General features: G+C 74.1%; 15 protein-coding genes. 7 read left to right on the top strand and 8 right to left on the bottom strand.

Features of this window, described 5'->3' with window-relative positions; translation table 11 throughout:
• Positions 1-99 precede the first annotated feature (99 nt).
• Together QA802_RS38145 and QA802_RS38150 are read left to right on the top strand one after the other, a co-directional pair.
• Positions 100-714 (top strand): TetR/AcrR family transcriptional regulator, encoded by a 615-nt coding sequence (locus QA802_RS38145; protein ID WP_334532808.1) that lies wholly within the window; start codon positions 100-102, stop codon positions 712-714.
• A 103-nt stretch (positions 715-817) separates the two neighbouring features.
• Complete coding sequence (locus QA802_RS38150; RefSeq protein ID WP_334532811.1) at positions 818-1,546, top strand: DUF2470 domain-containing protein; 729 nt, start codon at positions 818-820, stop codon at positions 1,544-1,546.
• Here QA802_RS38150 and QA802_RS38155 read toward each other — a convergent pair.
• From QA802_RS38155 to QA802_RS38165, 3 genes are all read right to left on the bottom strand, one after another.
• Positions 1,514-2,812 (bottom strand): lactonase family protein, encoded by a 1,299-nt coding sequence (locus QA802_RS38155; RefSeq protein WP_334535152.1) that lies wholly within the window; start codon positions 2,810-2,812, stop codon positions 1,514-1,516. The genes QA802_RS38150 and QA802_RS38155 overlap by 33 nt on opposite strands.
• Positions 2,813-2,928: 116 nt before the next feature.
• On the bottom strand, positions 2,929-3,978 hold the full coding sequence (locus QA802_RS38160) for a hypothetical protein (protein WP_334532814.1): 1,050 nt from the start codon (positions 3,976-3,978) through the stop codon (positions 2,929-2,931).
• A 59-nt stretch (positions 3,979-4,037) separates the two neighbouring features.
• On the bottom strand, positions 4,038-5,306 hold the full coding sequence (locus tag QA802_RS38165) for an aromatic acid exporter family protein (RefSeq protein WP_334532816.1): 1,269 nt from the start codon (positions 5,304-5,306) through the stop codon (positions 4,038-4,040).
• Positions 5,307-5,527: 221 nt separating this feature from the next.
• On the opposite strand from QA802_RS38165, the gene QA802_RS38170 reads away from it, so the two are divergent.
• Entirely contained in the window at positions 5,528-6,145 is a 618-nt protein-coding gene (locus tag QA802_RS38170) for a TIGR03086 family metal-binding protein (protein ID WP_334532819.1), read from the top strand.
• Between the two features lie 76 nt (positions 6,146-6,221).
• Here QA802_RS38170 and QA802_RS38175 read toward each other — a convergent pair whose 3' ends face one another.
• Positions 6,222-6,821, bottom strand: a complete 600-nt coding sequence (locus QA802_RS38175; RefSeq protein WP_334532822.1) for an HD domain-containing protein — start codon at positions 6,819-6,821, stop codon at positions 6,222-6,224.
• Between the two features lie 193 nt (positions 6,822-7,014).
• Between QA802_RS38175 and QA802_RS38180 the strand changes: the two genes are divergently transcribed.
• From QA802_RS38180 to QA802_RS38190, 3 genes are all read left to right on the top strand, one after another.
• A complete protein-coding gene (locus QA802_RS38180; RefSeq protein WP_334532825.1) occupies positions 7,015-8,007 on the top strand; it encodes a phosphotransferase family protein in 993 nt (330 codons plus the stop codon).
• A gap of 79 nt (positions 8,008-8,086) precedes the next feature.
• Entirely contained in the window at positions 8,087-9,397 is a 1,311-nt protein-coding gene (locus QA802_RS38185) for an ROK family protein (RefSeq protein WP_334532828.1), read from the top strand.
• 224 nt (positions 9,398-9,621) lie between these two features.
• The gene (locus QA802_RS38190) at positions 9,622-9,921 is read left to right on the top strand and encodes a hypothetical protein (RefSeq protein ID WP_334532831.1); all 300 of its coding nucleotides are present in this window, start codon (positions 9,622-9,624) and stop codon (positions 9,919-9,921) included.
• Between the two features lie 287 nt (positions 9,922-10,208).
• On the opposite strand, the gene QA802_RS38195 is transcribed toward QA802_RS38190, so the two are convergent.
• Together QA802_RS38195 and QA802_RS38200 are read right to left on the bottom strand one after the other, a co-directional pair.
• Positions 10,209-10,877 (bottom strand): HAD family hydrolase, encoded by a 669-nt coding sequence (locus QA802_RS38195; RefSeq protein WP_334532834.1) that lies wholly within the window; start codon positions 10,875-10,877, stop codon positions 10,209-10,211.
• A 39-nt stretch (positions 10,878-10,916) separates the two neighbouring features.
• Positions 10,917-11,957, bottom strand: a complete 1,041-nt coding sequence (locus QA802_RS38200; protein ID WP_334532837.1) for a PHP domain-containing protein — start codon at positions 11,955-11,957, stop codon at positions 10,917-10,919.
• Positions 11,958-12,086: 129 nt separating this feature from the next.
• On the opposite strand from QA802_RS38200, the gene QA802_RS38205 reads away from it, so the two are divergent.
• A complete protein-coding gene (locus QA802_RS38205) occupies positions 12,087-12,323 on the top strand; it encodes a hypothetical protein (protein WP_107445551.1) in 237 nt (78 codons plus the stop codon).
• 64 nt (positions 12,324-12,387) lie between these two features.
• Here the strand turns inward: QA802_RS38205 and QA802_RS38210 are convergent, their stop codons facing one another.
• Together QA802_RS38210 and QA802_RS38215 are read right to left on the bottom strand one after the other, a co-directional pair.
• Positions 12,388-12,840 (bottom strand): VanZ family protein, encoded by a 453-nt coding sequence (locus tag QA802_RS38210; RefSeq protein WP_334535154.1) that lies wholly within the window; start codon positions 12,838-12,840, stop codon positions 12,388-12,390.
• A gap of 368 nt (positions 12,841-13,208) precedes the next feature.
• Positions 13,209-13,898 carry a DUF4230 domain-containing protein gene (locus QA802_RS38215; protein WP_334532842.1) on the bottom strand — a complete coding sequence of 230 codons (690 nt, stop codon included), beginning with the start codon at positions 13,896-13,898 and terminating at the stop codon, positions 13,209-13,211.
• Between the last annotated feature and the right edge of the window lie 95 nt (positions 13,899-13,993).

Raw genomic sequence — 13,993 nt, forward strand, 5'->3', positions numbered from 1 at the left:
CTCCCTTGATGCACCGGCAGGTTGAGCATGTTGTACGTGGGTTCAATAGCGCGCCCAGTCTGGTCCGGTCGTCGAGCGGACGTCAAGTAAGGTGCGGGGATGGCCGCGAACCAGGGCGAGCGCACCCGGCGCCGACTCAGCACCGGGGAACGCAGGGAACAGCTTCTGTCGGTCGGCGCGCGGCTGTTCTCGGAGAGCCCCTACGACGAGGTGTGGATCGAGCAGGTGGCCGAGATCGCGGGAGTCTCCCGCGGGCTGCTGTACCACTACTTCCCCACCAAGCGGGACTTCTTCGCGGCGGTCGTCGAGCGTGAGAGCGAGCGGATGCTGCGGATGACGGCGACTGTCCCCGGCGTCCCGGTCCGCGAGCAGCTGACCGACGGCCTCGACGCCTACCTGGAGTACGTGGAGACCCACGCGCACGGTTACCGCGCCTTCCACCGGGCGGACGCCGCCGGTGACCGGAGCGTGCGCGCGGTCTACCGGCGGGCGCTGGCGGCGCAGGAGCGCCAGATCCTGGCCGCCCTCGGCGTCGACCCCGAGTTCGGCCCGGTGTTCGAGGAGCGTCCCGAGGTGCGGCTGGCGGTGCGCGGCTGGCTGGCGTTCACCACGGCGGTCTGCCTGGAGTGGCTGCGCGGCGAGGAGCTGTCGCGGGAGCAGGTGCGGGACCTGTGCGCACGGGCGCTGCTGGGGGTCATCGCGCCTGCCGCGTGATCCGCCCCTCGGGTGCGGGCGACGGGCGTGGTGTGGCCGGGGTGGTTGGCGCACGCGCGGATGTCCGATAGGTTAGGCAAGCCTTACCTTAGGAGGTTCCAGAATGGGTGACGACCAGCGCTGGGCGGCCGTGCCTGCCGTCGCCGAGCGCGCCCGCTCGGTGCTCGCGGCCTCGTGGTCCTGCGCGGTGACCGGGGACGGAGGGCGCGAGGAGTTCGTCGGCGCGCACACTGTCGACGACGACGGCCGGGTGACCCTGCGGGTGCCCGAGGACAGCGCCCTGCGCACGGCCGCGATCTGCGCGCCCCGCGGCGAGCCGGCCGCGGTGCTGGAGTTCGCAGACGTCGCGCCCGTCCCGGTGCGCGGCCGGATCCGCGCCCGGCTCTGGCTGGCCGGCTGGTTCGCCCCCGAGGACGCCGGCCTCGCCTTCCACGCCACGCGCGTCGTGCTGAAGGAGAGCCCCGGCGCGATGGTCGTCGACCTCGCCGAGTTCGCCGCCGCCGCGCCCGATCCGCTGGCCGGCGCCGAGGCCTACCTGCTCACGCATCTCGCCGACGCCCATCCGGGCGCCGTGGAGCGACTGACCCGGCTCGTACGGTCCGACAGTCTGCACGGCGCCGTCCGCGTCCAGCCGCTCGCCGTCGACCGGCACGGACTGACCCTGCGCATCGAACGCGCCCGCGCCCACGGCGACGTACGCCTGCCCTTCCACGCGCCGGCCGGCGACGTCTCTCAGCTCACCGAGCGCATGCACGTGCTGCTCACCCAGGCCGCCGCCGCGTCCTGCCCCCGCGCCGCCCTACAGCGGCAGCGCACAGACGGCGACCGGTGACGCGAACGGCTCGCCCGCCAGCCGCAGTTCACCCCGCGCGTCCACCCGGAAGACGCTGACCGTGCCGGAGCGCTGGTTGGCGGCGAACAGCAGGCCGCCGTCCGGCGAGAGGGCGATCTGGCGCGGGAAGTCCCCCTCCACCGGCACCGTGCCCAGCAGTCGCAGCCGGGCCCCGTCCTGCTCCACCGCATAGCGCGCCAGGCTGTTGTCGCCGCGGTTGGCGAGGAACGCGAACCGGCCGTCCGGCGTCAGGGCCGGCTGCGCCGGGTAGTTGACGTCCGCCTTCGCGCCCGTGGACTGCGGCCTGCCGATCGTCAGCCGGCCGCTCGACGGGTCGTAGGCGCAGACCGTGAGCGTGTCGTCGGCCTCGTTCGCCAGGTACGCGTACCGGCCGCCGGGATGGAACACGAGGTGGCGCGGACCGGCGCCCGGCCGGGTGTGCGCCTGCGCGACCTCGGTGAGCGTGCCCGCCTTCTCGTCCAGCCGGTAGCTGTACACCGTGTCCGTGCCGAAGTCGACGGCGATGACATGACCGCCGTCCGGAGCGGTGACGAACTGATGCGCATGCGGGCCCCGTTGACCGCTGCGGGGCGCCGGACGGCGGTGCGTGACATGGTCCGTGCGTTCGCCGAGCGCCCCCGAGGCGGCGATCGGGTGCACGGCCACACTCCCGGAACCGTAGTCGGCGCTCAGCAGCCACCGGCCACTCGGATGGACCGACACATGGCAGGTGTGCGCCCCGCCGGTGACCCTGCTGCCCAGCACCGTCCGGTCGGCGAGCCGAACGGCGGTCACCGCGCCCCGCTCGCGTTCGTTCACCGCGTACAGCGTGCCGCCGTCCGGATGCATCGCGAGGTACGACGGGTCCGGGACCCCGGTGATCGTGGCGCCGCCGGTGATCCGCCCGGATGCGGGGTCGTACGAGGCGACGCCGATGCCCTTCCCGCCGCCCTCGGCGGACGTGTAGGTGCCCAGGTAGAGGGGGCGGGGACCGGAGGCGCCCGGCGTGGACCCCGGTGCGGCGGACGACGACGGCCCGGACGACGACGGCTGCCCGGGCGGGGTGGCCTGCGGGGTTTCCCGCGCGGCCGCCGCGCCCTCACCGCCGCCCTCGTCGCCCGCGCAGCCGGTCAGGGCCGACGCCGCCGTCGCGCCGCCGAGCGCGCCGAGCGCGCCGACGAAGCGGCGCCTGCTCCAGCCCTGACCGCCGTCGGCTCCGCCCGGGCGGGGAGTCCCCCCGCGCGCCGCGCCCGTCCCGCTGCCCATGCCCGCACCTGTCGTCTCGTCGTCGTCCGCCCGTGCCGTGACAGCCACCTTGACCCGGTCCGCAGTCGAACGCAAAAGCTCGGCACGGTCGCGGCGGCCGACGGCGGGGGGCGGGGCTACCAGTCGCCGTCCTCCACCGGCCTGCCCGGCGTGTCCTTCAGGTGCTGCACCTGGCCGGGGGCGGGCGGCTCCCACGGGTCCAGGTCGTCGCCGATCCATTCGCCGACCGGCCGCACCGCGCCCAGGGTGTCGCTCGGGGCGACGTCCTGCGCGTCGTCGTCGTAGTAGTCGAACCACGGAAGCCCCGCCTTGGTGTACGCGGCGCGGTCGACCGGGGACGCCGGGGGCTCCTCGCCGGTGATCCGGCGCCACTGCGGGGGCGTCACCAGATGCACGAAGACCCGGGCGGCGGGTTCCGTCGTGTAATGCGCGAGCGGACGTTCGTCCCGGTAGACCTCCTGGCGCATCGAACCGCCCACCCCCAGGCCCATCGCCGCGGCCGCCCGCGCCCGCGGCGCGCCGCCCGGACCCGGCGCCGCGCCGGTCGCCGTAGGGGCCGCGGGCGGCGGCAGGCTGCCGAACACCCCGCCGATCAGGTCCGGCGTCAGCGGGATGCGGCGGCCGCGCTCGGCCTCCCGCCACTCGGCACGCCGACGCTCCTCCAGCGGGAACGACTGCAGCTGCACCCCGCCCCACACCTCCTCACCGGTGACCTGGCCCTCGACGGTCGCGCCCAGGCCCAGCGGCACCGCGACGAACTGGCGCACCGTGCCGCTGCCCGAGTTGATGCCGTCCAGCCAGGGCTGGCGGGGGAGCGCCACGTAGTTCTGCGGGTCCCGGGAGAGCCGGTCGCTCCACGGCCGGCCGGAGACCGCGCACACCTTGCCCGCCCCGACCTGCAGCGCGGCCGGCTCCGACGACGACGCGAAGCTCAGCCACATCGCCTCACGCAGGTACATCGGCAGCATCACGCCCCCGCGCGCGAGCCACTCGGCGGGCACCGTGCCGGCGTGGTCGGAGATCCGCCGCACCGGGAACGCGCCGAGGCCGGGCGGCAGGTCGTGGGTGCCCTTCTCCGGCAGTCGCAGCGTCCGCATGAACCGCACCGCCACCCCGCCCGGCAGCCGCAGCATGTCCCCGTCGATCCGTACGGCCGTGTCGGTCATCCGTGCGCTCCCCTCGTCGTCGTGCCCGTCAGTTCGTCGTCGCCTCGTCGTCGTGCACGTCAGTGGGAACGACCCGCGGTGGTGGTCCGGTTCCGCCGCGGCCGGAGCCCGCCGCGCCGCCGCAGCCGCTGCCTCAGCCGGTGCAGCCGCGGACGCCGCTCCCGCTGCTCCCGGCTGTTGCGGTCCAGCTCCTCCAGCAGGCGGTGGGTGCGGTGCTCGGTGTCGAGCTCGTCGAGGATGCGGTCGACCTCGGTGAGCACCGCGCCGTGCAGCTGCCACTGGCGGGCGTCCTGCTGGAGCTGCTCGAGCAGGACCTGGGCGAGCTTGTCCCGGGTCACCGCCGCCTGCCGCAGCTCGGCGGTGAGCCGGGACTCGGCGGCGTCCGCGTTCTGGCTGACCTGCGTGGTCACCAGCACCGCGAAGCTGACCACCGCGTCGGCCAACTCCGACAGCAGCCGCTCGACGACCTCCCCCGTCCCGGCCGGGAAAAGCGGCTGCGGCTCCCGCTGCCTGGCCAGGTCGGTGAAGGTGCGGGCGAGCACCCGCAGCACGACCGTGCAGATCTCCAGCGTGTCCAGGCCGGTGCGCAGCACCACCCGGTGCAGCAGCCCCTCCCGCACCCGGGGGTTGAGCCGCAGGCTGTCCTCGGCCTGCCGCAGCGCCGCGTCCACCTCGACGATGTCGTGGTCCAGCCGGCGTGCCTCGTGCAGCCGTTCGGCCGCCTCTTCGTACGGGGTGCGGCCGGCGGCCTCGTCGCCGATGCGCAGCATCAGCTGCCGCAGCCGGCGGGCCAGCCCCTCGATCGACTCGCCGGCCTCCTCCACCCACACCGGAGGCGGCAGCAGCAGGTTGCAGCCGAGTCCCACGAACGCGCCGATCAGGGTCTCCACCACCCGCGACCACGCCGTGTCCCCGACGGTGGTCACCCCGAGCACCAGCATGGCGCTGATCGCCACCTCGGGCACGTACTCGTCGACCCGCACCAGATGCCCCACGGCCAGCGAGGCCACGATCAGCAGCCCCAGGCTCCACCAGGTCAGGCCCACCAGAAGGCTGAAGGCGATGGCCACGATGACGCCGGCCACCACCGCGTTCACCCGGCGGATGCCGTTGGTCAGCGTCGCGTACAGGGTGACCTGCACGACGAGCAGCGCGGTCAGTGGCGCGGTGAGCGGCAGCGCCTCGGGGCTCAGGCGCAGCGCGATGACATACGCGAGGGTGGCCGCGGCGGCCGACCGCAGCGCCTGGACGACGACGGGATCCCGGTGGCGCTGTACCAGCCGCGCCAGCCGCACCAGCGGCGTCGCTCGGTCACGTGCTTCTTGCATCCTCAGACCCGTTCCCCTTCCCCCACGGCATCGAACGTCTACGCGGCACCTCGCACCACGCGCCGCCCGATCGGCCGCGTCGACGGCCGGCTCAGCGCCCCGACCGGACCGTCCGGTCTGATCGAACAATGTCCATTCAGGACGATAGCTGTCCGCGTGTATGCCTAGATTGTTCTCGAGGGCCGGGAGAACGCCGGGCGTGGGAGACATGGGGGAGACGCATGACGGACAAGATCGGCAGGATAGGCGCGGTCGGCAGCGGGATCGACGTCCTCGAGCGGGCGCACGACTACCTGCGCGAGGTCGTCGCGGGGGTCGGGGACGAGCAGTGGGGCAGCCCGACCCCGTGCGCCGGATGGACGGCACGGCAGGTGCTCAACCACGCACGCATCGACCAGCAGGGCTACGGTCTGGCGCTCACCGGCGGCCGGCCCGACAGCGACCCGTTCCACCCGGCCGACGCCCTCGACGGCGACCCGGCGGCCGAACTGGACAAGGTCCTGGACATGGTGGCCGAGGCCTACGCGGCGCTGCCCGCGGACACCGACGAGGCGCCGACCCCGCTCGGCCCGCTGCCCCTGCGGATCGCCGTCGGAGCCGCCGCGATGGACGCAGCCGTGCACGCCTGGGACATCGCCGTCGCCACCGGCCAGGACCGCCCGTTGCCGGTGGACACGGCCGAAGGCATCCGGCCGGCGGCCGACCGGCTCGTCGACCACCTGCGCGACGCCTACCAGGTCTTCGCGCCGGCCAGGGAGCCCGCACCGGACCACGACCCGGCGCAGGCGCTGCTGGCCTTCCTGGGCCGCGACCCGCACTGGACGCCGCCCGCACACTGAAAGGTCGCCCACCCGCTCCCGTCCGGCACGCCACGAACAGCCGGACGGGAGCCCCGGCGGAACGGGTCGGCCCGCCTCACCCGTGGACCGGATGCGCCGCCTGCCAGGCCAGCCGCAGCTCCGCGCCCTCCCCGACGGCCGTGAGGAACTCGTCCAGATCGAGGAACTCCTGCCACACCGGACGGCCGCCCGCCCGCGCCAGTTCCGCCACGACGCGATCCTCCAGAACCGCGACCCGCTTGTTCTTCCACACCTTGTCGGCCAGGCTCACCAGCAGGTCTTCCACCGCCACGCCCGGGACCGCCCAGGAGGCATGGGTCGCGGCGAACCGCGCCCGCCCGGCGGGCACCCCGTGGGCCAGCAGCAGCTCCCGCCCCGCCGCCTCGTGCCGCGCGCCCGGTCCGGACAGCTCTTCGGGGTGCAGCGTCTTGCCGATGTCGTGCGTGGCCGCACCGAACAGCACCGCCTCCCGGTCCACGGGCAGCCCCGGGCAGTGCCGGGCGATCCACTCGACGAGCTGGGCGGCGACATCGTGGACCGCCCTGAGGTGCGCCACCAGCCGGGGCGGGGCGCCGATCTCGTCCAGCAGCCGCACCGCCTCCGCCGGCAGCGGGCGCAGCGCGGGGTCCGAGGTGTCGTCCCAAGCGATGGACCTGACGGTCCAGACGGTGGTCATCGAGCCAGCCTAACGACCATGACACCGGCCGGGAGCCGCCCGCACCCAACGCCCGCACCCCAACTCCCGCCCGGAGAACCGCTCGTGCCGGGTGTACGGCGTCGTGTCCGGGGCGTGTTGCGTACGCTGGACCGGGTCGCGGGCCGCAGGGCGGGCACGCGGCCGGCTGAGCAGGCGAAGGGGCGGACGCGCGATGACGAACTCCCGGGAACGGGCCCGGAGCGTACTGGCGGCGGCGGGCATCCCGCCGGGGCGTCTGGCCCGCGTGCGCCCGCTCGGCGGCGGCACCTACAACACGGTCGAGGAGCTCCGCCTCACGGACGGCAGCGCATACGCCCTGAAGGTCGCACCCACCGCACCGGCCCTGCGTTACGAGAGCCGACTGCTGGTCGGGGAGGCGGAGTTCTGCCGGGGCGCGGCCGAGGCAGCCGTGCCGGCGCCGCGCGTCGTGGCCCTCGACGAGCAGTGGCTGCTGATGACGATGTGCCCGGGCGACCCCTGGGACGCATCGCCCACCACCGCCGAACAGGCGGAACTGCGAGCGGAGTTGGGCCGCCAGGTCGCCCGGCTGCACCAGGTGACCGGGCCCGGCTTCGGTTACCCCTCCGGCGTGTTCGGCCCGCTCACCGCCGACTGGCGCACCGCATTCACGGCGATGTTCGACGCCGTGCTCGCCGACGCCCGGGACTACGGCGCCCGACTGCCTCGCCCCGCCGACGAGGTGGCCGCCGTCGCCCGGTCCGCGTACGGCGCCCTCGACGAGGTCGCCGTCCCGCGCCTCGTCCATTTCGACCTGTGGCCCGGCAACGTCCTGGTCGACCGCACGGCAGGCGGGGCCCGCATCGGAGGCCTCATCGACGGCGAGCGGATGTTCTGGGGCGACCCGCTCGCGGACTTCGTCTCACTGGCCCTGCTCGGCGACATCAGGAAGGACGAGGCGTTCCTCGCGGGCTACCGCCAGGCCGGGGGCCGGGCCGTGTTCGACGCGCCCGCCCGGCTGCGGCTCGCGCTCTACCGTGCCTATCTCTACCTGATCATGCTCGTCGAGACGGTTCCCCGGGCGGTCGGCGCGGATCGCGAGCGCTGGACGCAGGAGACGGTCGCCCCGGAGCTCGTCGCCGCGCTGGACGAGATCGCCGGGACGGACGAGAGCGCCGGGACGGAAGTCTCTTGGCTCACACCGTGAACTAAGGGTTGGAAGGATGGGGGGTCCAGTCCGTCCGCAGAGGTATGTTGCAGGTCGAGCAGGGCTCGGAGGGAGCGACATGACGGGGCGGAGCGGGCGCACGGTACGCGACCTGAGGCGGGCCAACCGCACGGCTGTGCTGCAACGGCTCTACTTCGACGGCCCGTTGAGCCGTTTCGAGCTGGGCCCGGCCACCGGTCTGAGCTCCGGCTCGATCAGCAACGTCGTGGCCGAGCTGATCGCGGACGCACTGGTCGAGGAGGCCGGCAGCGTCGACTCCGACGGCGGCCGCCCCCGCATCCTGCTGCGGGTCGCCCCCGGCAGCGGACACATGATCGGTGTGGACGTCGGCGAGACCCGGGTGCGGATCGAGCTGTTCGACCTGACGCTGACCGAACTCGCACGCGTGGAAAAGCCGTTGGAGCAGCGGCGGTACGAGGTCGACGGCATCGTCGGCCACATCCGCGACGGCGTGGCCGAGGTGCTGGCGGCGGCCTCCGTCGCCCCCGGAGAGCTTCTCGGCGTGGGCATCGGCGTCCCCGGCATCGTCGAGCACACCCCCGGGCGCGGCGCGGTCGTGCACGGCCAGACCATCGGCTGGGACGCCGTCCCGCTGGAGGAGTTGCTGAGAGAGGGCTCTCTTCTCCCCGAGGCGGTCCCGTACTTCATCGACAACGGCGCGAAGACCCTCGGCCAGGCCGAGATGTGGTTCGGCGGCGGGCGCGGCGCGCACAACGCGGTCGTCGTCCTCTTCGGCTCGGGCGTGGGCGCCTGCCTCGTCACGCCCGAGGTGGAGCACGGCCGGGCGGTCGAGTGGGGGCACCTCACCGTGCGGGTGCGCGGCCGACGCTGCCGGTGCGGCGCCCTCGGCTGTCTGGAGGCGTACGCCGGTGCGGAGGCGCTGCTGGAGCGCTGGCGGGAGGCCGGCGGCCGGCCGCCACAGGGCGTGGACGAGGAGACGGCGCTGACGGCGATGCTCGCCGCCGCCTACCCGCTGGGCGGCGACGGCACCGCCGACGGTGGGCGGACCGCCGACCCGGTGGCGCTCGCGGTGCTGGAGGAGACGGCGGAGTACCTGGGTGCGGGCCTCTCCGACCTGATCAACCTCTTCCAGCCCGAACGCATCCTCATCGGCGGCTGGGCCGGCCTCCAGCTCGGGGCGCGCTTCCTGCCGGCCGTGCGCCGCCATGCCACCGCCTACGCGCTGCGCCACCCCGCGCAGAAGGTCAGCGTCGAACTCGGACGGCTCGGCCCCGACGCCGTCACCGTCGGCGCGGCGATCCTCCCGCTCGCCGACTTCTTCGGCCGCGGCGGCCGTCGCCCCGACCCCGCACCGACCGGCCCGGCGCCCGCCTGGCGCACGGTGCTGGAGGACCGCGCCCCGCGCTGACCCGCCCGCGCCACGCCGAGGGCACCGTTCCGGTGCTGATCGGGCAGTTGCCGTTGCCGTTGCCGCTGCCGTTGCCGTTGCCGTCCCCGCCACGGCGACTCGTCGGGCATCCCCCGGCTCCCGCCGCCGATCCGCGTCACGTTTCACGGGCCGTGCGGGAGGTACTCGCGGGAGGCCGGACGGACGGCGTCCGGCAGGCAACACGAGCGTGAAGGGAGACCGCCGTGGCCGCACAACGCCTCGAAGGCCCGGGCGAGACCAGCGCACCCGTCCCGCGCGACCCGCCGGACCAGCAGGCCGACGAGGGCGCGGAGGACCCCTGGGACATCGCCGGGCCCGAGGGGTCCGGTCGGTCCGATCGGGCGGAGATGCCCGCCGAGAGCCAGGGCGAGGGCGAGGCCGAGGTCGAGGACGTCCCCGACACCGACGAGTCGGGCACCGGCCGGAAGGGCGTGTCCCCGGGCGTGTCGCACACGGACATCGACCAGTCCGACGATCCCGTGCCCGAAGAGCCGTCCGACTGAGGAGTTCCCCTGCCCATGGGTACGCGGCCGACCGGACCCGCTCATGGCCCGGGAGCCGGACAAGGGAGAGCCCCGACCGGACGGGGGAATCGCGGTCGGGGCGGTCTGTGTGGGTGCGCACGGCGGTCGCCTCTCGGCGAGACGCTCCACAGGGCTTCAGCCGGACGATCGTCCCTGTGGGCAGAAGGTGAGGCCCGGGGACACTGTCCCGTCCGCACCCACGATTCGTTCAACGGGTAACCACTGCTGGGTGTTCCCCGGTCCGTGACCGGGCGCGGTGACGTGGGTCACCCAGGATCCCGGCCCAGCGGGCTCGCCGACAGAGCGGCCAGAAGGCCGGCCGGGTCGTCGTAGACCGTCTCCGCGCCCGCCGCCAGCAGGTCGGCGCGGGGGATGCCGCCGCACAGGACGCCCACGCAGCGCACCCCGGCCCGGCGACCGGCCCGCATGTCCCACACGGTGTCGCCGACGAACACGGCCCCCTCCGCGGACGCCCCGACCAGCTCGAGGGCGTGGGCCACCGGCTCCGGCGAGGGCTTGCCCTCCTCCACGTCGTCCGCGCTCGCGGTCGCTGCGATGGCGTCGTCGGCGTCGATGGCGGCGCGCAGGGCCGACAGCTCGGGCCCGCTCGCCGACGTGGCGAGCACCACCGTCCAGCCGTCGTCGCGCAGTCGGCGCAGCAGCCGCCCCGCGTCCCGCAGCGGCGGCAGCCGGTCGAAGTACTGGCCGTACAGCGCCTTGTGGGCGGCGCTGAGTTCGGCGTCCTCGTCCCGGTCCCGGTCCTCGCCGAGCAGGTGGGCGATCAGATCGCCGGAGCCGAGGCCGACCGCCCGGTGCACGGCGTGCATCGGCACCCGGTGGCCCGCCTGCCGGAAGGCCTCCCACCAGGTGACGACATGCAGGTGGTTGGTGTCGACGAGGGTGCCGTCGACGTCGAACACGGCGGCGCGCGTCATCTCGGATCCTTTCTCTCGAACCACCGGTCGGGTACCACGTCAGCGACCCGCCACGCCGACCGGCGTCCGCCCTTCGTGCGTCCAGGCCAGCAGATCCGCGAGCGGCCAGGCGGTGACGATCCGTTCGGCGGGCACCTCGCACTCCTCGGCCCGCGCGCAGCCGAGGATCTGCCAGTCCAGCTGGCCCGGCGCGTGCGCGTCGGTGTCCACGGAGAACAGCGTGCCCGCCGCGACCGCCCGGCGCAGCAGCCGGCGCGGCGGGTCGAGCCGCTCGGGCCGGCTGTTGATCTCCACGGCCGTGCCGGACTCGGCGCACGCCGCGAACACCTCGTCCGCGTCGAACTGCGACTCCGGCCGCCCGCGTCCGCCGACCAGCCGTCCGGTGCAGTGGCCCAGGATGTCGGCGTGCGGATCGCGCACGGCCCTGACCATGCGACGCGTCATGGCCCGGGCTTCCATGCGCAGCTTGGAGTGCACGGACACCACGACCACGTCGAGCCGCTCGAGCAGCTCCGGCTCCTGGTCGAGGGACCCGTCGTCGAGGATGTCGCACTCGATGCCGGTCAGCAGCCGGAAGGGCGCCCAGGTCGCGTTGAGCTCCTCGACCACGTCCAGCTGGTGGCGCAGCCGCTCGGGGGACAGCCCGCGGGCCACCGTCAGCCGGGGCGAGTGGTCGGTGAGCGCGGCCCACTCGTGGCCGAGCGCCGCCGCCGTCCGGCCCATCTCGTCGATCGGGCTGCCGCCGTCCGACCAGTCGGAGTGGACGTGGCAGTCGCCGCGCAGCAGCGCCCGCAGTCCGGTCCCCGCGGCGTCCGTGAGCGGCCGGCCGGCCTCGTCCTCCAGTGTCGTCAGGTACGACGGCTGCCGCCCGGCCAGCGCCTCCCGCACGACCTGCGCGGTCTTGGGGCCCACGCCCTTCAGCGACTCCAGGGTTCCGGCGGCGGCGCGCTGCTCGACCTCCGCCGCGGGCAGCCGCCCCAGCACGCGGCCCGCCGTGCGGAACGCGCGCACCCGGTAGGTCGGGGCCAGCGACCGCTCCAGCAGGAAGGCGATCCGGTCCAGGGCCTCGACGGGGTCCATCGCCACCTCCTGGCTCCAGAGTTCCCCGCCCGCGCGCGGACCGCACGTCGGGGGCAATGATTCCCGTCCAGGCTGTTTGTCCGGGATCAGATGATTCGTGCGGACCGGTTCCGCTCTACCCTCTATGTCATGACCGAAATCGCGAGCCTCCGTATCTCCCGACCGCGGATCATGGTGCTCGGCGTGCAGCCCGCCGCCGTCCCGTTCCGCATCGTGGAAATCGACGCCGAGGTGGTCGGCGAGGCCAGGGACGTGACCGACGTCCTCGAGATCGCCGCCGCGTACGGCATCACCGTCCACGACCTCGACGACCCGGACGTGGTGCGCTGGGTGGGCGGGGACCGGTACACCTGGAACCCGCACTGACAGACACCGGCCCGGTCCTCGCCTCCGCGCCGGTCTCGGCCCCCGCCCCAGCCCCCGTCCTGTCTCACGTGCGCGGCTTGCGGGCGTGTACCGCCCGGCCGACCCTGCGCCCCAGGAACAGGTAACCGATCAGCGCGCCCGCCGTGTTGAGGATGACGTCGTCGATGTCGAAGGCGCGTCCGGTCACCAGCGCGCCCTGGGCGAACTCCACCAGCAGCATGACGGCCGCCGTCAGCAGCAGCACGCGCAGCAGCCCGCGCGCCCGGGGGGCGACGACCGGCACCAGCACGCCGAAGGGCACGCCCAGTAGCAGGTTGCCGCCGATCTGCTTCCCGGCGTCACGCAGTTCCGGCTGGTCCAGATAGGCCCGCAGCGAGTCGCCGGGCCGCAGGTTGGAGTGCACCAGCGCCGTGGAGGCGGGCGACGGCTCCAGGGTGATCCGGGCGAGCACGACGGCGAACGCGACCATGAACGCGAAGGCGCACAGCATGGCCAGCAGTCGCAGCGGGAACGGCAGCGGCCGAGCGGCCGTCCTGTCGGCGCTCTTCCTGTCGGTCTTCGCGCCGTCCTTCGCGCCGTCCTTCGCGCCGTCCTTCGCGCCGGTCTTCCGGCCTGTCTTCGCGCCGGGCTTCCGGTCGGTCTTCTTGCCGGGCTGCGGAGCCGTCCCGGTCGCGTCCTCGGGCTTCCCGGGCTTCCGGGGCCGGGCCTCCCGGGTTTCTTGACGCCGCGCGGGCGGAACGCGGCGAGCGGACGTAGCGCTGCACGGGCCATGCGGTCCTCCAGTAGTCAACTTCCCTGTGTGACAGGGCGATTACCCGTGAAAACCCCGAGGATGCCGACCTTCCGGACCGGCGCCGGACGCGAGTTCCGGCGCCGAGAAGGAGGTCAGGAGCCGTACACCACCTTCACCTCCTTGAAGCCGAGGGAGTGCAGCAGACCCTCCAGCATGTCGGTGGTGTTGCTCTCGGCCCGCGCGGTCAGCTCGCTCTCCTTCGCCGCGTCGCCGATATGGCGGACCGCGAGCTTCTGCACGGCCTGTTCACCGCCGGGGTTGTCCGAGAAGAGGTCGCCGAGGCGGTCCAGGAGGCCGCGCTGCTTGGAGACCGCGTAGGAGCGGTCGGGGTCGAGCGCCGGGGTGCCGAGCAGTGCGTGCGGCAGCCGGAGCGTGGCGGAGGTGCGGTCCTCGTCGACCGTCACGTCGTCGTCGCCGACCTTGCCGAGGTCGACGTAGGCGTCCACGGTGCCCGCCCCGACGTACAGGGTGCGGGTGCCGCGGATCGCGTCCGGGAGGTACTTGGCGTCCTTCTCCAGGTCCACGACGACCTGGAAGTTGCCGGAAGCGGCGTCGTAACGGCTCATGTCCTGGATGGACTGGAGCAGGGCGGGGCCCGAACGGTCATGGGTCTCGGTGCCGAAGAAGTCGCGCAGTCCCGGCAGCAGGCTCAGCCGGATCCCGGCGAACATCACGACGAGCACGACCACGACGGCGGTGAGTGCCTTGGCCCAGCCGGGCATGCGGCCGGGGAGGCGCCTGGCGGGCTTGTCTGCCTCGGTGGGCTCGATGGAAGTCGTCATGCGGACGGCCCTCCTTCCTGAGGACACGGATTCCCGCCAATGGGGGTGTCAGACCGCCTTGTTGGCAACCTGTGACGTACGGGTCCGCCGGTCGC

The sequence above is a fragment of the Streptomyces sp. B21-105 genome, from assembly GCF_036898465.1.
Classification (GTDB): Bacteria; Actinomycetota; Actinomycetes; order Streptomycetales; family Streptomycetaceae; genus Streptomyces.